Here is a 19,924-nt window from a genome sequence, read left to right as displayed (position 1 = left end):
CAGGCGGCTTGAAGGTCGCCCACAGTGCCGCCCGGCTTCGGGACGATCCGCATGGGGCGCTTCGCCCGCGAGGCTCTCGGGCAATACGCTCCAGAGCGAATGCCCGGTTCTTGGAAGGGACAAAACAATGTCATCCGAAGATTCATGGCCGCCGCTTCCACCGCTCCAGACCGGTTTGCGCAACCGCTGCCCGCGCTGTGGGCAAGGTCATCTGTTCAAAGGTTTCCTGACGCTCCGGCCGTCCTGCGAGGTCTGCGGCCTCGACTATTCCTTTGCCGATCCGGCCGATGGTCCGGCCTTCTTCGTCATCTGCTTTGCTTGCATTCCAAGCGTCGCGCTTGCGGTCTGGCTCGAGGTGGCTTTCCAAGCTCCCTATTGGGTGCATGCCTTCACGACGCTGCCGTTCATGCTGCTCACCTGCATCCCGCCGCTGCGTCCGTTGAAGGGCTGGCTGGTGGCGAGCCAATATTTCTACAAGGCGGAAGAAGGAAAGCTGGTGCGGCTGGAAACGCCTGGTAACGACGACCTGCATCCGCATTCCGCATAGGCGGAGCTATCTTGTCCGCGCATTCTTGATGTCCTCTCCTGGGCTCCGCACTGCCGCGTACATGCCGGTGGTGCGGAATTCCGTAGGGTTGATGCCGTAGGTGCGCCGGAAAGCCTTTGAGAAATAATTGGCATCGTCGAAGCCAGACATGATCGCGACTTCCTTGACCGGAATGAACGCTGCCTTGGTCAGGAGCTTGGCGGCCCTCTGCATGCGCTGCTGCAGCACGAATTCCGCCGGCGGCAGACCTTCGCTGTCGGCAAAGACACGCGAGAAATGGGCGCGGCTGAGGCCGCTGACCCGCGCAAGATCACTGACCGGCAAAGGCTTGTCGAGGTTGGCGTCGATATAGTCGATCACCGTCTGCATGGCGGATCTATCGGCAGCGATGGCATGCGAACCAAAGACATCGTCATAGAGCGCCATCGCGGCTTCATAGGCCACCGCCGAGGCAGAGGCTGGCGTCGTGGCGCCCCTTACGAGGCGGAGGCTGCAATCGGCAAGATGATCGATCGTCGACGGCTGCAGTTTCAGGAGCGGCCCGGCGGCGGTGAGGATCAGGCGATGAATACGCAACGCCTCCTCGCCATTCATCGATATCCAGAAATATTCCCAGCGCTCGCCTTTTTCCAACCAATAGCGATGATTGTGCGGCACCAGCACCAGCAGCGTGTCACCGGGGCCGACACGGTAGTTGCGGTTTTCATAGCGCAGCCGGCCGCTGCCGCCGATCGTGTGCTGCAGCACCGTAAATGGCGTCTGGCCGCGCCTGCGTCCATCCCAATCGTAAAGCTCGTTGTCCCTTATTTCGTAGCCCGCGCTGGTCGGCATGGCGTGCAGCCGGTGGCGTCCACGCGGCAATGAGACGGTCCGCATGGTCTGGCCGTTGGCGATCAAATCTTGCAGCACAAAATTACCCTTGAAAGCATAATAGTTCTCTGGTCGACCCGACGATTATAGGCATAATTCCTCTCAGAAAACAGCATGCACCTGCCGATGAGGACCGGCAGAAGGAGGAGAAGGTGCTGATTTTACTGTGTCGCGCTGTCTCTGCGATCATGGAATGAAAACACCAGCCTCTTCTCCGCTGCTGATTGTTCGACCGACTTTAAGGTGAGGATCATGAGTTTCAAAATCGCCATCATCGGCGCAGGCAGCGTCGGCTTCACGAAAAAACTGTTCACCGACATTCTCTGCGTGCCGGAGTTCCGGGATGTCGAATTCGCGCTGACCGATATCAGCGAGCACAATCTTACGATGATCAAGGCGATCCTCGACAAGATCGTCGAGGCGAACAAGTTGCCGACGCGGGTGACGGCCACGACAGAACGGCGCAAGGCTCTCGATGGCGCGCGCTACGTCATCAGTTGCGTGCGCGTCGGTGGGCTGGAAGCCTATGCCGAAGATATCCGCATCCCCCTGAAATACGGTATCGACCAATGCGTCGGCGACACGATCTGCGCCGGCGGCATTCTCTACGGCCAGCGCAACATTCCCGTCATTCTCGACTTCTGCAAGGATATCCGCGAGGTCGCTGAAACAGGCGCGAAGTTCCTGAACTATGCCAACCCGATGGCGATGAACACCTGGGCGGCGATCGAATATGGCAAGGTCGATACGATTGGTCTCTGCCATGGCGTTCAGCACGGGGCCGAGCAGATCGCCGAAGTTCTCGGCGCCAAGGACAAATCGGAGCTCGACTATATCTGCTCGGGCATCAATCACCAGACTTGGTTCGTCGACCTGCGTCTCAACGGCCGCAAGATCGGCAAGGACGAGCTGATTGCCGCTTTCGAGGCGCATCCGGTCTATTCGCAGCAGGAGAAATTGCGCATCGATGTGCTGAAGCGCTTCGGCGTCTATTCCACCGAAAGCAACGGGCATCTTTCGGAATACCTGCCCTGGTATCGCAAGCGGCCGGACGAGATCAACAAGTGGATCGACATGTCCGACTGGATCCACGGCGAGACGGGCGGCTATCTCCGCCATTCGACGGAGACCCGCAACTGGTTCGAGACGGAGTTCCCGCAGATCCTCGAGAGCGCCTCGAAGCCGATCGACCCCGCCAAGCGCTCGAACGAGCATGCAAGCCATATTCTCGAAGCGCTGGAGACCAACCGCGTCTATCGCGGCCACTTCAACGTCAAGAATAATGGCGTCATCACCAATCTGCCTGCAGACGCCATCATTGAATCGCCCGGCTTCGTCGATCGCTTCGGCATCAACATGGTGGCAGGCATCACGCTGCCCGAAGCCTGCGCCGCGACCTGCATTTCCTCGATCAATGTTCAGCGTATGTCGGTTCATGCGGCCGTCAGCGGCGATCTCGACCTGCTGAAACTCGCGGTTCTGCACGATCCGCTGGTCGGCGCCGTATCGACACCGGAAGAGGTCTGGCAGATGGTGGACGAAATGATTGTGGCCGAAGCTCGCTGGTTGCCGCAATATGCGGATGCAGTCGAAGGCGCCAAGGACCGCCTGTCGCGCGGCAAGGTGAAAACCCGCGACTGGAAGGGTGCGGCCAGCCGCAACGTACGCTCGATCGAGGAGCTGAGAGCGGAAAAAGCAGCCGTGAAGCAGGCTGGCTAGCGAATGGACATTCGGGACAAGTTGGCTGCGGCGGGACTTTCAGGAGGAGGCCCGTCGCGCAAAGCCAACCGGTTCCCGTTCGATGGAGGAGTGCGGCGCACCCGCGGGGCGCTCGCGACAATGGGAGAGAGAAAACGATGAGACATTTTCGACCGATCAGCATTCTTGCGGCGTTGACGATTGCCACATCCGCGATCGCCATGAGCGCCTACGCGTCCGAACCGACGGTGCCGCCCGTACCGCCAGTTTTCCCGGCCGAAGGCAAGATCAAATATGTGGCACGCGATTCCATCCTGGAGTTCAAGACGCTGCCGGAATATCACGAGCCGGACTGGGTTACCGAGAAATTCGTCAAGACCGGCAAGTTGCCGCCGGTCAAGGATCGCCTGCCGAAGGAACCGCTCGTTTTCAAGACCGGCAACATGCCTGACGGCACCGGCGTCTATGGCGATACGCTGCGCCATGTCATCGGCGGCCGGCCGGAAGGCTGGAACTATGGCGCCGGCCAGACGCAAGGGTGGGGCGGCATCGATATCGGCCTCTCCGAATGCCTGACGCGCACCGCGCCGCTGTTCCAGGTCGAGGCGAAGGACACCGAACCGCTGCCGAACCTTGCCAAGGGCTGGGAATGGTCGCCGGACGGCCATAAGCTCACCATGCATCTGATCGAAGGCGCGAAATGGTCCGACGGCGTGCCCTTCAATGCCGACGACATCATGTTCTATTGGGAAGACGAAGTCATCGATCCGAACGTCTCGCCGCTCGGTGGCGGCGCATCGCCGGAAGCTTTCGGCGAGGGCACGACCCTCAAGAAGATCGATGACTACACGATCGAGTGGACCTTCAAGGATGCCTTCCCGAAACAATATCTCTACACGATGGCCTATCCCAATTTCTGCCCAGGCCCGTCGCACATCCTGAAGCCGCAGCATCCGAAATATTCGAAGAACACGTACGACCAGTTCAAGAATGCTTTCCCGCCGGAATATATGAACATACCGGTCATGGGCGCCTGGGTGCCGGTCGAGTACCGATCCGATGACATTATCGTCCTCAGACGCAATCCGTATTACTGGAAGGTCGACGAGAAGGGTAATCAACTGCCTTATCTCAACGAGCTGCACTATAAGCTTTCGACTTGGGCGGACCGCGACGTGCAGGCGGTTGCCGGCTCCGGCGACCTCTCCAATCTGGAGCAGCCGGAAAACTTCGTCGCTTCGCTGAAGCGTGCCGCCCAGCCGGACGCTCCCGCGCGTCTCGCCTTCGGACCGCGCCTCATCGGCTATAACCTGCAGATGAACTTCTCCGCCAATGGCTGGGGCAACCCGGACCCACGCGGCCAGGCAATCCGCGAGCTGAACCGCAACGAGGATTTCCGCAAGGCCGTGACCATGGCGCTCGACCGCAAGGCGATCGGTGACTCCCTGGTCAAGGGGCCGTTCACGGCGATCTATCCGGGCGGCCTTTCTTCGGGCACCAGCTTCTATGATCGCAACTCGACCGTCTATTATCCCTTCGATCTGAAGGGCGCCAAGGAACTGCTTGCCAAGGCGGGCCTCAAGGACACGGATGGTGACGGCATCGTCAACTTCCCGGCCGGCACCGCTGGCGGTAAGGATGTCGAGATCACGCTCTTGGTCAACAATGACTACACCACGGACAAGAGCCTTGCCGAGGGCGTCGTGGCCCAGATGGAAAAGCTCGGGCTTCGCGTGATCATCAATGCACTCGACGGACCGAAGCGCGACGACGCCAACTATAGCGGCCGCTTCGACTGGATGGTCCGGCGTAACACCACGGAGCTGGCCTCCGTCGTACAGAACACCGAACAGCTCGCCCCGGTCGGCCCGCGCACGAGCTGGAACCACCGCGCGCCCGAAAGTGGCCAGTTGGACCTGATGCCCTTCGAAAAGGAGATGGTCGATGTCGTCAATAAGTTCACGACCTCGCAGAATAGCGACGAGCGTGTGGCCCTGATGAAGCAGTACCAGAAAGTCTCGACCGAGCATCTCTACAATATCGGTCTGACGGAATATCCGGGCGCGCTCATCATCAACAAGCGCTTCTCGAATGTTCCTCCGGGCACGCCGATCTTCATGTTCAATTGGGCGGAAGATTCCATCATTCGCGAGCGCATGTGGGTCGCGGCCGACAAGCAAGGCAAATACGAGTTGTTCCCGCAGCAGCTTCCGGGCGCGCCGGGCAGTGCCGGCCCGATCAACTAACGGAGCAACGGTAGCCGGCCCCATTGGGCCGGCTACCCGCTAACCAAGCAAAAATTCCGGCTGCATCGCGGTGCAGCCGGGCAAGGGTGAACTCAGCCGGTCCGTGCTATCCTCAGGGGATGCAGACCTCCGGCGGCAAGAAGAGAAGCGAACCGTCCCATGTTGCGATTCCTGCTCGTGCGCATAGCCTCTGCCATACCTGTGCTCGTCATTCTGAGCGTGGTGACTTTTGCCATCATCCAGGCGCCGCCTGGGGACTATGCAGATTTCATCCGTTCGCAGTTGATGAACCAGGGCGGCGCGTCCTTCGCCCAGGCTGATGAGCAAGCGCAAATCTACCGTCGCGAACACGGCCTCGATAAGCCGCTGGTCGTGCAATACTTCAACTGGATCGGCGGCATCGTCACCAAGGGTGATTTCGGCTACAGCATGTTCTACAACAAGCCGGTCGCGGATGTCGTCGGCGAACGCTTGCCGCGCACCCTGGCGCTCGCGCTTGTTTGCCATCTCTTCGCTTCCGTTCTCGGCATCGGCTTCGGCATATGGGCCGCTACTAGGCAATATAGCTGGATTGACAGCCTGCTTTCCGGCATCTCCTTTCTCGGCATGACGGTGCCGCGCTTCCTGATGGCGCTGATCATCGTTTATATCCTCGTCTTTCAGCTCAACGTCTCGGAAATCGGTAGTTTCTATTCGCCGCAATATGGCGGCGCGCCGTGGTCCTGGGATAAGTTCGTCGATCTGGTCAAGCATGTCTGGCCGGTCGTCGCGATCGCCACTTTCGGCGGGCTTGCCTACAATATGCGCGTCATGCGCGGCAATCTGCTTGACACGCTGAATGCGCAATATGTCGAGACCGCGCGTGCCAAAGGCCTTTCCGGCGGCGCCGTCGTCATGCGTCATGCCGTGCCGAACGCTTTGCATCCGCTCGTCATGTATCAGGGTGTCGTGCTGCCTTATATGCTGACCGGCGAGATCGAAACCGCAATCATCTTCGCGTTGCCGACCGTGGGGCCTGCGATCGTTGGCTCGATGGCTGTCGGCGACGTCTATGTCACTGCCACCTTCATGATGGTGCTGTCGGCGACGCTGATCATCGGCAACATCATCGCCGACATGCTGCTCGCTTTGCTCGATCCCCGCGTTCGCCAACAGGGAGGGATCCACTGATGCTCGCCTTCAGTACATCCGCGCCACCGCTCGATGACAACAAGATCAAATCGAAAAGCGGCAATGAGAGTTACATCGCGCTTGTCTGGCGTCGCCTGAAGCGCTCCTGGACAGGCATGGGCGGCCTGATCCTCGTCATCCTCCTGCTGCTGATGTCGCTCTTTGCCGAATTCGTCGCCCCCGACGACCCCAAGGCGACCGACACCGGCTTTGCACCGCCGCAGGTGATCAGCTTCCATGACAAGGACGGCAATTTCGTCTTCCAGCCGCGTGTCTATGCGCTTGCAGAAACCGATGAGCTTGATCCCGTCACCTTTCAGCCGGTGGTCGGGCCGGACTACAACAACCCGCGTCTGCTCGGCTTTTTCGTCAAGGGCGCCCCCTATAACCTATTTGGCCTGATCCCCGGCAATCGCCATCTCTTCGGCTCAGTCGACGGCCAGCCGGTGCATTTCCTCGGCACTGATAAGTTCGGCCGCGACGTGCTTTCACGCGCCATCTATGGTTCGCGCATCTCGCTGATGATCGCGCTGACCGTCGTCTTCATCGTTACGATCGTCGGTACCACTGTCGGCATGGTCTCAGGCTATTTCGGCGGCACGCTCGACACCTGGGTCCAGCGTTTCGTCGAGCTGGTGCTCGCTTTTCCGCAATTGCCGCTTTATCTGGCGCTGACCTCGTTGATCCCGGTGACGGCGCCGACCAATGTCTTCCTCGCCTTCGTCATCATCGTCATGTCGGCGCTCGGCTGGGCGCAGATGTCGCGCGAGGTGCGCGGCAAGACCTTGGCCTTGGCGCGGATCGATTATGTCCGCGCCGCCATGGCGGTAGGGGCGACGGACTGGCGCATTATCCTGCAGCACATTTTCCCGAACGTGATGAGCCATGTCATCGTCACCGTGACGCTGGCAATTCCGAGCGTCGTACTGCTCGAATCCTTCCTTGGCTTCCTTGGTTTCGCGGTCAAGCCGCCGCTGATCTCCTGGGGGCTGATGCTGCAGGATACGTCGACCTATTCGGTCATCGGCTCCTATCCCTGGATCCTCTCGCCCGTCGCCTTCGTGCTCGTCACCGTCTTTGCATTCAATGCGCTCGGCGACGGTCTGCGCGACGCCATCGATCCCTATTGAGAGGAGACAGACCATGGCTCTCGCACTCGTCAATCCCTTTGCCCCCGATATCAGGCTTGATGCGGCCAACAAGACCGTGCCGCCCGTCATCGACGCCCGCAATGTCGCCGTCAAATTCAAGGTGGAGGACGGCATCGTCGACGCCGTCAAGGATATCTCCTTCCAGCTCTACCGTGGCGAAACCATCGCTATCGTCGGTGAATCCGGCTCGGGAAAATCGGTGACCGCCCGCACGGTGATGGGGTTGCTTACCAAACGCGCCGTCGTCTCGGAGAAATCCACCGTCAGCTACGACGGCAAGAATGTGCTGAAGTTTTCCGAACGCGCACGCCGGCAACTGCGCGGCGACCGCATCTCGATGATCTTCCAGGAGCCGATGAGCTCACTGAACCCGATCTACACGATCGGCAGCCAAATCGTCGAGGCAATCCGCGTCCATCGCAGAATTGGCCGCCGCGAGGCAGAGAAGCGGGCGCTGGCGCTGCTGCAGCAAGTCCAGATTCCCGATCCTGAGGCACGGCTGAAACAATACCCGCACCAGCTTTCCGGCGGCCAGCGCCAACGCGTGATGATCGCCATGGCGCTCGCCAATGATCCGGATGTGCTGATCGCCGACGAGCCGACCACCGCGCTCGACGTTACCGTGCAGGCGCAGATCCTGAACCTGATCCGCAACCTGCAGAAACAGCTCGGCATGGCGGTGATCCTGATCACCCACGACCTGACCGTGGTCAGGCAGTTCTCCGACTATGTCTACGTCATGCAGCATGGCGAGATGCGCGAGCACAATACGACGGAAGAGCTCTTTGCCCGTCCGCAACATTCCTATACGCAGCATCTGCTCGCCTCCGAACCGAGGGGACAGGCAAAGCCGTTGCCACCGGATTGCGACACCATCCTTGAAGGCAAATCCGTCAAGGTCGCCTTCATGCTGCGCCACGGCACCTTCCTCAAACCGGACATGCGCGAGCTGGTCGCCGTCGATGGCCTCAGTCTGGAGCTCCGCCGGCACGAGACGCTGGGGCTCGTCGGCGAATCCGGCTCCGGCAAGACCACCTTCGGCCAAGCCCTGTTGCGGCTGATCGACGCCGATAGCGGTGAAATCTATTTCGACCGGCAGGCCATCCACGGCCGTTCGCGGGCCGAGATGCGGCCGTTGCGCTCACGCATGCAGATCGTTTTCCAGGACCCGTTCTCCTCGCTCAACCCGCGCATGCCGATCGGCCAGATCATTGCCGAGGGGCTGGTGGTCAACAATATCGGTACCAACAAGGCGGAGCGGCTGGAGCGGGTGAAGGAAGCACTGGTCAGCGCCGGCATGCCCTCGAATATCCTGTCGCGCTTTCCGCACGAATTCTCCGGTGGCCAACGCCAGCGCATCGCCATTGCGCGGGCTATCGCGCTCGAGCCGGAATTCATCCTGCTCGACGAGCCGACCTCGGCGCTCGATCTCTCCGTTCAGGCGCAGATCATCGATCTCTTGCGCAAGCTGCAGGACGAACGGGGTCTGAGTTATCTTTTCATCTCCCACGACCTCAAGGTCGTCCGCGCCCTTTGCCATCGCGTCATCGTCATGCAGCACGGCAAGATCATGGAAGAGGGGCCGGTCGACGACGTACTTTCCCATCCCAAGACCGCTTACACCGAACGCCTCGTGAAGGCGGCGTTCGAGGTAGCTTCATAAGCATTCAGGAGACTTTCACATGGCAGGCAATCCCAAGATCACCTTTATCGGCGCCGGTTCGACCGTGTTCATGAAGAATATCATCGGCGACGTTTTGCAACGCCCGGCGCTTACGGGCGCGAAAATTGCGCTGATGGATCTCAATCCGCAGCGGCTGGAAGAAAGCGCCATCGTTGCCCGCAAACTGGCTTCGACGCTTGGCGCATCGGCCGTTGTCGAGACCTTTACCGATCAGCGCAAGGCGCTGGACGGAGCAGATTTCGTCGTCGTCGCCTTTCAGATCGGTGGTTACGAGCCCTGCACCGTGACCGATTTCGAGGTGCCGAAGAAATACGGCCTGCGCCAGACGATCGCCGACACACTCGGCGTCGGCGGCATCATGCGCGGGCTTAGAACCGTGCCGCATCTCTGGAAGATCTGCGAGGACATGCTCGCCGTCTGCCCCGAGGCGGTCATGCTGCAATACGTCAACCCGATGGCGATCAACACCTGGGCGATCGCCGAGAAATTTCCGACGATCAAGCAGGTAGGCCTTTGCCATTCCGTTCAGGGCACGGCAATGGAATTGGCCAAGGATCTCGACATTCCCTATGACGAAATCCGCTACCGCTCGGCCGGCATCAACCATATGGCCTTCTACCTGAAATTCGAGCATCGCCAGGCGGATGGTTCCTATCGCGATCTCTATCCCGATCTCGTGCGCGCCTATCGCGAGGGGCGGGCGCCGAAGCCCGGTTGGAACCCGCGTTGCCCTAATAAGGTCCGCTATGAGATGCTGACCCGGCTCGGCTATTTCGTCACCGAAAGTTCGGAGCATTTCGCCGAGTACACGCCTTATTTCATCAAGGAAGGTCGCGAAGACCTGATCGAGAAATTCGGTATCCCGCTCGATGAGTATCCGAAGCGCTGCATCGAGCAGATCGCACGCTGGAAGAACCAGGCCGACGAATATCGCAGCGCGGACAAGATAGAAGTGAGCCAATCGAAGGAATATGCTTCCTCGATCATCAATTCGATCTGGACCGGCGAACCTTCGGTCATCTACGGCAACGTCCGCAATAATGGCTGCATCACTTCGCTGCCCTATAATTGCGCCGCCGAGGTTCCATGCCTGGTCGACGCCTCCGGCATCCAGCCGACCTTCGTCGGTGACTTGCCGCCGCAATTGACCGCGCTGATCCGCACCAACATCAACGTGCAGGAACTGACGGTGCAGGCCTTGATGACCGAGAACCGGGAACACATCTACCATGCGGCGATGATGGACCCGCACACCGCCGCCGAGCTGGATCTCGACCAGATCTGGTCGCTGGTCGACGAGCTCTTGGCCACCCATGGCACCTGGCTGCCCGAATGGGCGCGCAGCGACCGCAAGGTTCAGGCCGCTTGAAACCACTCTCCCGGTTTTGCGGCCGGAAAGGCCTCGCAGCATCGCTGCGGGGCCTTGCTTTTTTGCCGTCATGGAGAAGGTGAAAATCCAAAACCCTGCTATCCTTCGAGCCGATCCAAGGTGGCAAAGCCTCTCTGCCTGCGCTAAAAAAATGGGGTGAACCTGGGAGAGAGCAAACACATGGCAAGTTCTGACATTTTCAGCACGGGAATCTTTGTCGGCCGCATCTGGCGTCCTGATGTTAAAGGCCCGGCTGTTGTCGTCGTCCGCGACGGCGCGCTCTGCGACATCACCTCGAAAGACACGCCGACCGTGCGTGACCTCCTCGAGAAGGACGATCCGGTCGGTTTTATCCGCGCACAAAAGGGCGAAGCCGTCGCCAAGCTCGATGATCTGCTTGCCACCAAAGCCGACCTGTCAGTCTTCCATCTGCTTGCCCCCGTTGACCTGCAGGCGATCAAGGCCTGCGGCGTCACCTTCGCCCGCTCGATGCTGGAGCGCGTGATCGAGGAGCGCGCCGCCGGCAATCCGGATCTTGCGGAGGCAATCCGAGGCAAGGTCACGGCCCTGATCGGCGACAGCCTTCGCAACCTGAAGGCCGGTTCGCCGGAAGCTGCCAAGGTGAAGGCGGCACTGATCGAGGAGGGAGTCTGGTCGCAATATCTTGAAGTCGGCATCGGCCCGGATGCCGAGGTCTTCTCCAAGTCGCAAGTCATGTCCTCCGTCGGCACGGGCGCCGATGTCGGCCTGCACCCGATCTCGAAGTGGAACAATCCCGAGCCGGAAATCGTGCTGGCTGTCGACAGCCAGGGCCGCGTCAAGGGTGCGACGCTCGGCAATGACGTTAACCTGCGGGATGTGGAGGGGCGTTCGGCGCTTCTGCTCGGCAAGGCGAAGGACAACAACGCCTCCTGTTCGATCGGCCCATTCATCCGCCTGTTTGACGAGACCTATACACTCGACGACGTGCGCAACGCCGATCTCGACCTCAAGGTCGAGGGCGAGGACGGCTATGTGCTGCATGGGCGCTCATCAATGAAGGAAATCAGCCGCGATCCCCTCGATCTCGTCTCTCAGACCATCGGTCGCCATCACCAATACCCGGACGGCTTCGTCCTCTTCATGGGGACGCTCTTTGCGCCCGTCGAAGATCGCGACACGCCCGGTCAGGGCTTCACCCACAAGGTCGGCGATATCGTCACCATTTCGAACGACAAGCTCGGCGCATTGAGGAACCGGGTGCTGTTGTCGACGGAATGCGCTCCCTGGACGTTTGGAACGTCGCATTTGATGCGCAATTTGGCTGGGCGTGGGCTGATTTGATGGAGACGTGAAGGGAGACTCGGCTGCCATAATGCCCAGGCGAAAGGAGGTACGGTTTGAGCAATCAAAGGTGATTTGCTACGGCCATGCTTCAGAAACCCAAGTAGCCGCCTGTAGCCTATGGATTGTCGGGGCCAGCGCCTCCAACAAAGCACTCAAAGGCTGTATGGCTGCACAGGGCTTTGCTCCAAAGATCCAACATGCGGTCCAGATCGCCGCGATATCGACACAAGCCGCCGACATTCCGAAACCGTCTTGTCAAGCATAGCGCCGGAGAGAAGCATACCGCTTGTTCTGGGATAGGGCATGCCGTCGTCCCGGAGTATCTCTATGAGGCGATCCAATTCAATCTGTTTCTCACGCTCGGTCATCGCTCTATAGTTCCGATCGCAAAGGATGAACACCATGACCAGTCCTTACTGCATCAGAGAATTTGAGCGCGTCGAATACTAAGGACAACGTGACAATCAAGGCAATGAGCCATCCATTATCCGTATGAAGGTTGTAGGAAATATGGGACCGAAGATCCGAAACCTCACCCGCTAAGACGTACGTTAGGGGAAAGCCTTCCTGATGTGGTCATGCGATGGAGGTAGCGGCACGCAGCATCATCTCGCCCATAGCTATGAGTAAAGCGAAAGGTGCCCATCAAAGCGGGTGCTTGCGGATGAAGTATGCACTCGCGCGAGACCTGAAAAGGTCGGCACAACGGCTCAATCTCAATGCGTCGACACTGACTGCTGCTGGTTCTGGCGGCTGCGGGCGGCGGTGAGTTCGGAGGTGGTGTGATTGAGGCGGTCGGCGAGGACGCGCATGATTTCGACGGCCATTTCGGGAAAATCGCTGAGCAGTTTCAGGAAATGCTCCTTGCTGATCTTCAGCGCCTCCAGCCGCGACGTCGCCTTGACGGTAGCGGTGCGGGAGACGTCGCAGAGAATGGCGATTTCACCGACGATGGAGTTGATGTCGACTTCGGCGACCTTGATCTCTCCAGCCGGGCTATCGACAAGAATATCAGCAGTTCCGGAAAGAACAACGTAGGCGGCATCGCCCTGGTCGCCCTGATGAAACAAAACTTGACCGGCATTGTAGCTGACGCGATCCGACGTAAATGCCAAAAGCTTCAACTTTGCGGGTGCGATGCGCGAAAAAATCGGCACCCGCTTTAGCATTTCAACTTCGTCTTTCAGAAGCATGAGCTTCAAACCCCCAGTGTCGGGCCCCAGATACCACCGTTGCAATAGGATATTACGATAACAGTTCTTTGAACATACCGTTTTTCTCTAAAAGATCGGTGGAGGTGCCGCTTTCAACCAGGCTGCCGCGATCGAAAACCAGAACGCGATCAAACAGCTCCGCAAAGCCCGGATTGGATAGGACCCAGACGACGGCGGGCGCATATTCGCTTCTGTCGAGCCCCGTCAGGACAGCGCGGGCGATCTGATCCTGAACGCGATGGTCGAGCGCCGGCAGCGGCCGGTTGCAGATGATGTAATCTGCCCGCTTCAGCAAGGCGCGGCCAAGATTGAGTTTCTGCCGCTGCACGTTGGTCAGCCGCTTGCCGCCGGAACCAACGTCGAAATCGAGGCCGATCGACAATACGCTATCCTGCATGCCCAGCCGTTCGAAGACATCATACAGGATGGTGTGGATACGCTCGGGCGCATCGGCCTGCTGGTGGGCAATTCGGCCGAAAAGCACGTTGTCCATCAATGTCGCCGAGGCGGTGAAGCGCTCGGGGTCGTAGCGCTCGATCACGCGCGCGAGATCAGCCGGGATATGTTCATGGAACTTGGCGCGCGCCTTGACGATCTTGTCCATCAGCGTCTGCGTCAGGAGACCGAAGCGGTGACGGGGTTCGATGTAGGAGAAGCTGAGGCGGATGATGGCCACTCGCTCATCGGGCGTCGCGGCGCTGAAGCCCTTGCCGTTCAGCTTCTGCAGCAACGCTTCGTATGTCGGGATATCCTCCGCAGTCATGAAGGTGAGTTGCTGGAAGAAGGGGTGATCCGGCGGCAGATCGGTGAAGAGTTCGACGGCGTTCTCGGCGATCTCCAGGCCCATGTCGTAGAGGTCGGTCTCGAGCCCGGTATCCGTAAACAGCTTCTGGAAATAAGGATGGGCGGCGAGCTTGCGGTTGGTCATCAGCGGCCGCTTCAGCGTACCGAACAACAGGTTTTCGCCGACGGTTGCCTGCGGATTGTAGGCGTCAAATTCGAACGGCACGACAAGCCCGTCGAGATTCTCCTCCTGCAGCCTGAGACGCAGCGCCTGGCGCAGCTCGACGATACGAGAGGTAAGATCATCATGCGCGGCCGTATCGACATTCGAGCGCAGCGCCATGTCGAGAATATCCTGGGACATGGCGACAGCATCGAGAACAGGGCGGATGACCGAGTAGATATCATCCGGACCGGTGGCGCCGGCAGCGCCATAATCGACCCAGTCGCTGCTGAGATCCAGCTCTGGATTGCCGGCGCGCCGTGCCTCTGCCATCTGCCATTTGAGCTTGGTGGCCGCCTCGTCGTCATAATCGGCCGCGGTCAGCGGCGCATGCTTCAGGCCATAGAGAAGATTGTTGCGCAACGTACCGTGGAAGAAGAAGGTGTCCGACGAGGCATAGGCGATACGCCGCCCCGTCAGCGATTCCGGCAGTTCCAGCAAGTCGCGGCCATCGATGGAGATGCGGCCGGTATCCGGCCAGACCAGTCGACCGAGCGCTTCGGCAAGGTATTCGCCACCAGCGCCGCTGTCGCCGACGATCGCGACCGTTTCGCCGGGATGGATCTCGACGGAGACGTGATCCAGCACGCGGGCACCGCTGTCGTCGATCACCGTGAGATTGGTTGCGACCAGCGGATGGGTGATGCGGCCGGCGGGCGCGGGCGAGATAACCTGGATCTTCGGTTCGATCAGGCCATCCACGCTGAACTGCTCGACGACCTGATTGTATTTGACCTGCACGTCCTGGCGCGATTGATCCCAGTCGATGAGTTCCTTCAGCGGCCCCGGCAAGTCCTTGTAGGCGTTGATGACAGCCACGAGCTGTCCGATATCGAGCCGGCCCTGCAGCGCAAAGAAGCCACCGATGGAATAGAACAGGAAGGGCGTGACCTGAGCGAGGAAGTTGTTGATGAATTTCACCAGGAACTTCCACTGATAGAGGTCGTAGCGGATCGAGAAGATCAGCCCGAGACGGTAGGCGATGTCGGCACGCTCCAGGTTGGTGGTATCGTTGGCATGGATGGTGCCTATGCCTTCGACGATTTCGCCGACACGGCCGGACAGTTCGCGCGCAGTGAGCTGCCGTTGACGTCCAAGTTCCAGCAGCCGCTTGCGCATGCGCGGGATGACGACCGCCTGCACTGCGACGATGCCCGCGGCGATCATGCCCAGCCAGAAATTCTGCATGATGATGAACACGAGCGCGGTGATCGCCTGGCCACCGAGAAGCGCCGGCTGCACAAAAGCGTCGCCGGTGAAGCCGCCCATCGGCTCCACCTCGTCCTTGATCATGGTGGCGATTTCGGCCGGCTTCACCCGCTTGAAATGCGCGGGCGGGAAACGCAGCACGCGGTCGATCAGCTCGAAGCGAATGCGGCGCAGCATGCGCTCGCCCAGCCGGCCCTTATAGGTGTTGATATAAAGCTTGAAGAGACCATTGAGGATGACAAGCGCCAGGAAGACCAGGCTGAGCGCGATCAGCATCCAAAAACGGGTGAGCTGCAGGCCCTGAAAGACTTCGAAGTGCCCGAGCACCGGCACGTCGAAAGAAATGTGCATGAAGGTCTGGGTTTGCCCCGGACGCTCGAAACCCTTGCCCTGGATTGGTCCATTGACGATCTGCTTCGGCAAGTCGAAGGACAGAAAGTAAGGGATCATCGAAGCGGCGACGATCGTCAGGATCCAGATTTGCTCCAGCCGGGTATTCGACCAGATGTAACGCGCTAGACTTTTTTCCATCGCTTATTGCATGCTTCCAAATTCAACAGTCTTCGCCGCCGGTGTTGACGCCGATGTTGCAGAGGTGCGGGAGGAGTTCATCGTGAATGCGCGCCCCATCTTGAAAACGAAACGTCGCCCGGTCTTCGTCCAGGTGCCCTTCCGATTCATTGATTTTTCAATTTATATCACAGGATCGCAGAAAACGAGGGGGCAAAACGATAGGTATTGCGACGGACGCATTGCTGCAACCGTTATGTCTGGCGAATGACCGCCGAGGTTCGCTCGGCGCCGGCAAGATCGATATCAGGGTTTGACGGTTTCGGCCGCGACAGCGCTGTCTCCACCGCATTGGCGAGCTGATCCGTCGTCAACCCCGCTTCCGGCAAGGCCAGTGCTAGCCCGAGCTTCTCCAGCCGCTCGGCGCGCACCGATTGCTCCGTCTCGCCGCCCGCCGTGAACGGAACCAGGATAGAGCGGCAGCCGGTGACGAGGAGATCGCCGACCGTGTTATAGCCCGCCTGCGAGATCGACAGTTCCGCCCCCCTCAGCAAGGACGGGAAATCCTTGCGGAAACGGACGAGGTCGACATTGCCGGGTGCGTCGCTCGTCAACGCGGCGAAGTCTTGTTCCGGCAGGTTCGGCCCCGTGACCAGCAGCCAGCGGCGATCGACAGCCACGCGACTTGCCGCCTCCAGCGAGGCGCGGATCAGGTCGCGCCCGACGGCACCGCCGCCGGCGGAAACCACGATATCGAAGATCTCGGTCGGCTCGGGCGGCAGTGGCGGCGCTACCAGGCCGGTATAGGTGATCTTGTCAGATATCGCCGAGGTGAGCGGAAATGTCTCCTCCAGTCGAACGAAATTGGGATCGCCATGGACGAGAACGCCATCGAAATGATCCCGCAGCAGCGCCACCGTCTCTTCATCGCGCCCGGGCTTCTTCTGCTGCTGCAGGATATCGCGCACAGAAGCGTAGAGTTTCGGCTTCGGATTGGCTCTGGCGACGGCATCAAGCAGCGGCAGGAGTTCGAAGCGCATTTGACGGCGGCCGAAAGGAAATGCCTCGATGATGACGATATCAGGCGAAGCCGTCCGAAAAGCATCCAGCAATTGGTCGCGGCGCGCGGCCAGAAAGTCCTCGCCGACGGCATTTCCCAACTGATCGGCGAGTCCGGAGAAACCGGCGCTGCTGGCCACCACCGGCGGCAGGGTGACGGAGGTGACATCCGGACCAGGAAAGCCGTTCACCGGCACGCCGCCGGTAACGACCGTTACCTCGCAACCATCCTTCGCCATGGCGCTGGCGATACGGCTGGCGCGGGCGAGATGGCCGATGCCGAGCAAGTGCTGAACATAGAAAAAAACGCGGGGGGACGACGTGTGGAGGGGCGTCATGCGGATTTGCGCCATTGCTCTTCTTTTTGCCACTGTTCCTCGAACAGTCGCGTCAATTGCCAGATGCTGGAATGATGGTCGAAATGCTCGCGCACCCGTTTCTCGGCGGCGTCGCCGAGCCGATGGCGCAGCGCCGGGTTGCGTATCGCCCGTTCCATTGCCGCCGCCAGCGCCTTCGGATCTTCCGGCGGCACGACGAAGCCATTTTCGCCATCGGTCAGCAGCTCCGGCACGCCGGAAATATTGGTGGAGAGGCAGGCCAGGCGCTGGCTGGACGCCTCGACCAGCACGTTCGGCAGACCGTCGCGGTCGCCATCCGCCGCCACACGGCAGGCAAGGGCGAAGAGATCCGCCTGGCGGTAGTGCGCCAGCACATCTTCCTGCGCCATGGCACCTTTCCAGGTGACGCGGTCGGTAATGCCCAGCGTCTCGGCGAGGGCCTTCAGCTTCGCCAGCCCATCGCCACCGCCAATATGGGTAAAGCGCCAATGGAGATCGTCGGGCAGCAGCGCCAATGCCCTCAGCAGCACATCGTAACCCTTCTTCTCCACCGCACGCCCGACGCTGAGCAGCAAGGCAGGCTCCAATGCCTGCGAGCCATCGCGATCGGAGTGGTGGCCTGTGAAGGGTGCGAAACGAACAAGATCGAGGCCGTGATAGCTGAGATGCACATTCTCGGGCATTGCGGTCAGATCACGCATGTGTTCAAAGCCGCTGCGCGTGCAGGTCACCGTCCAGCGGGCGCGTTCGAGCTTTTCCGACAGCTCCCAGTCCGGCGAGGTCCAGATATCCTTGGCATGCGCTGAGCACGTCCAGGGAATACCCGTCATAATGCTGGCATAGGCCGTCACCGAGGCTGGCGTATGGATGAAATGCGCATGCAGCCACTCGCCATTGTCGGGCCATTCATGCGCCAGCACCAGCGCCTGGCCGAAACGTCGAACGCGGTTCGGCGTGATGTCGCGCTTGAGATCGGCCCAGAACTGCCTCAGCAACGGCTTGAAACCGGGCTTTCTGATCCCGGCCAGGAAGGCGCGCAGCACGCGCAACGGCTCGTTGTGCAGATATTCCGGCAGGTAAACGACCCGCGCCTTGATCTCATCATGGACAGGATGGCGCTTCTTGTCCGTCGGCTTACGCATCGAGATCAGCGTCAGGTCGAAGCCGGCTCGCTCCAGGCCAAGCAGCTCCTGTGCGATGAAGGTCTCGGACAAGCGGGGATAGCCCTTGAGAACCACCAGGATTTTTTTCCGCATCGATCGGTTCCGATGCTCTATTCGGCGACGATCGACAGTGGCGGATAGTGGTCGCGGTCGTCAAACCATTCGCCGACGATGCGGGAAATATGGACCAGACCTTCCAGCCGCATGTTCCCGCCGCTCGCCGATGGTGGTGCGCGGGTCGGCAAGCGCTTTAGCGCCGCCGCAAGCTGTTTCGGATCGGCAGACTCCTCCGGCAGCAGCATGTCGACAAGGCCGAGCTCGCTTGCCCGCTGAGCGCGGATCAACTGTTCCTCGCGTGGGCGCGTACGCGGAATGATCAGCGCCGGCTTGTCGAAGGACAGTATCTCGCAATAGGTGTTGTAGCCGCCCATGGCGACGACGCCTTTGGCGCCGGCGATCAGCTCTTCCATCTTGTTGTCGAACTCGATCACCTGCAGACAGGCAATTTTACTCGCGCGCTCCAGCAACTGGTTACGCTCCTTGGCCGGCATGTAGGGACCAAGCACGATCAACGTCTTGTGTTGTAGCGTATTGTCATGCTCGAAAGCGCCGATGACATCGCTGACCAGATCGGCGCCGTCGCCACCGCCGCCGGTCGTGACCAGAATGTAATCCTCGTCAGGCACATGTTCCGACTTCGTGCCCAAGGTGGATACACTGCGCTGCAGGAATCCGACGAACTCCATCTTCCGGCGCACGCCGGGCGGCACATCGAGGCCGACAAGCGGATCATGGAAATCCGGCGGGCCATAGACCCAGACGCGATCGTAAAACTGATCGATCTTCTGCAACGCGTTGTTTTTCTTCCACTCCGCTTCCAGCAGGTGCGGCGCGTCCATGACGTCGCGCATGCCGAGCACCAGCGTCGTGCCACGCGCCTTCAGATATTGCAGGGTCTCCTCGACCTCGCCCTTCAGGCCCATAGGCTCCTTGTCGACGATGAAGATGTCGGGCTGAAAGGTCTCCGCGGTGTGGCGGATGATCGACTGGCGCATCTTCAGCGTTTCCTGAAGATCGATATGGCTTGCCATCGACGTATATTCACCGTCGCGCAGTTTGATGACGCTCGGCACCTTCACGAAATCGACTCGCGCTCGATAATCGAAAGCACCGGCGATCGTCGCGCCGGAAACGATCAGGACGTTCAGCCCGCGATAATCCTCGACAAGCGCGTGCGCGATGGTTCGACACCGCCTGAGGTGACCGAGACCGAACGTGTCATGACTATACATGAGGATTCGAGCATCTTCTAAGCGCCGCTTCATGGGCAAAACCTCAGGAATGAAAGTCATTTTCGCACGTTG

The 19,924-nt window shown here is 60.0% G+C and carries 14 protein-coding genes; 8 read left to right on the top strand and 6 right to left on the bottom strand.

Going from position 1 to position 19,924, the window contains the following annotated elements; all coding sequences use genetic code 11:
* Positions 1–127 precede the first annotated feature (127 nt).
* A complete protein-coding gene (locus tag ACXHXG_RS23455; RefSeq protein ID WP_104826658.1) occupies positions 128–547 on the top strand; it encodes a DUF983 domain-containing protein in 420 nt (139 codons plus the stop codon).
* A 6-nt stretch (positions 548–553) separates the two neighbouring features.
* Here the strand turns inward: ACXHXG_RS23455 and ACXHXG_RS23450 are convergent, their stop codons facing one another.
* The gene (locus ACXHXG_RS23450; protein ID WP_285168694.1) at positions 554–1,456 is read right to left on the bottom strand and encodes an AraC family transcriptional regulator; all 903 of its coding nucleotides are present in this window, start codon (positions 1,454–1,456) and stop codon (positions 554–556) included.
* A gap of 213 nt (positions 1,457–1,669) precedes the next feature.
* On the opposite strand from ACXHXG_RS23450, the gene melA (ACXHXG_RS23445) reads away from it, so the two are divergent.
* From melA (ACXHXG_RS23445) to ACXHXG_RS23415, 7 genes are all read left to right on the top strand, one after another.
* On the top strand, positions 1,670–3,136 hold the full coding sequence (melA, locus tag ACXHXG_RS23445) for an alpha-glucosidase/alpha-galactosidase (protein ID WP_457900871.1): 1,467 nt from the start codon (positions 1,670–1,672) through the stop codon (positions 3,134–3,136).
* Positions 3,137–3,273: 137 nt separating this feature from the next.
* Positions 3,274–5,361 (top strand): ABC transporter substrate-binding protein, encoded by a 2,088-nt coding sequence (locus tag ACXHXG_RS23440; protein WP_104826661.1) that lies wholly within the window; start codon positions 3,274–3,276, stop codon positions 5,359–5,361.
* A 159-nt stretch (positions 5,362–5,520) separates the two neighbouring features.
* Positions 5,521–6,531 (top strand): ABC transporter permease, encoded by a 1,011-nt coding sequence (locus tag ACXHXG_RS23435; protein ID WP_457900870.1) that lies wholly within the window; start codon positions 5,521–5,523, stop codon positions 6,529–6,531.
* Complete coding sequence (locus tag ACXHXG_RS23430; protein ID WP_457900869.1) at positions 6,531–7,661, top strand: ABC transporter permease; 1,131 nt, start codon at positions 6,531–6,533, stop codon at positions 7,659–7,661. The genes ACXHXG_RS23435 and ACXHXG_RS23430 overlap by 1 nt, the downstream gene beginning before the upstream one ends.
* Positions 7,662–7,674: 13 nt before the next feature.
* Complete coding sequence (locus ACXHXG_RS23425) at positions 7,675–9,345, top strand: ABC transporter ATP-binding protein (RefSeq protein WP_457900868.1); 1,671 nt, start codon at positions 7,675–7,677, stop codon at positions 9,343–9,345.
* A gap of 19 nt (positions 9,346–9,364) precedes the next feature.
* Positions 9,365–10,735, top strand: coding sequence for an alpha-glucosidase/alpha-galactosidase (melA, locus tag ACXHXG_RS23420; RefSeq protein WP_283054134.1), 1,371 nt, complete (start codon positions 9,365–9,367; stop codon positions 10,733–10,735).
* A gap of 180 nt (positions 10,736–10,915) precedes the next feature.
* Positions 10,916–12,058 carry a fumarylacetoacetate hydrolase family protein gene (locus tag ACXHXG_RS23415; protein WP_457900867.1) on the top strand — a complete coding sequence of 381 codons (1,143 nt, stop codon included), beginning with the start codon at positions 10,916–10,918 and terminating at the stop codon, positions 12,056–12,058.
* A 719-nt stretch (positions 12,059–12,777) separates the two neighbouring features.
* On the opposite strand, the gene ACXHXG_RS23410 is transcribed toward ACXHXG_RS23415, so the two are convergent.
* The 5 genes from ACXHXG_RS23410 to ACXHXG_RS23390 form a co-directional block, all read right to left on the bottom strand.
* Positions 12,778–13,254: a cyclic nucleotide-binding domain-containing protein gene (locus ACXHXG_RS23410; RefSeq protein WP_104826668.1), complete on the bottom strand. Its 477-nt coding sequence runs from the start codon at positions 13,252–13,254 to the stop codon at positions 12,778–12,780.
* Between the two features lie 52 nt (positions 13,255–13,306).
* Positions 13,307–16,021: an ABC transporter transmembrane domain-containing protein gene (locus ACXHXG_RS23405; RefSeq protein WP_457900866.1), complete on the bottom strand. Its 2,715-nt coding sequence runs from the start codon at positions 16,019–16,021 to the stop codon at positions 13,307–13,309.
* Between the two features lie 233 nt (positions 16,022–16,254).
* The gene (locus ACXHXG_RS23400) at positions 16,255–17,412 is read right to left on the bottom strand and encodes a glycosyltransferase family protein (protein WP_457900865.1); all 1,158 of its coding nucleotides are present in this window, start codon (positions 17,410–17,412) and stop codon (positions 16,255–16,257) included.
* Positions 17,394–18,653, bottom strand: coding sequence for a glycosyltransferase (locus tag ACXHXG_RS23395; RefSeq protein WP_457900864.1), 1,260 nt, complete (start codon positions 18,651–18,653; stop codon positions 17,394–17,396). Before ACXHXG_RS23395 ends, ACXHXG_RS23400 begins: the two co-directional genes overlap by 19 nt.
* 17 nt (positions 18,654–18,670) lie before the next feature.
* Positions 18,671–19,885, bottom strand: a complete 1,215-nt coding sequence (locus tag ACXHXG_RS23390; RefSeq protein WP_104826671.1) for a glycosyltransferase family protein — start codon at positions 19,883–19,885, stop codon at positions 18,671–18,673.
* Positions 19,886–19,924: the final 39 nt, after the last annotated feature.

Source organism: Rhizobium sp. LEGMi-198b (assembly GCF_054114205.1).
This window is presented reverse-complemented; position numbering and strand designations above follow the sequence as displayed.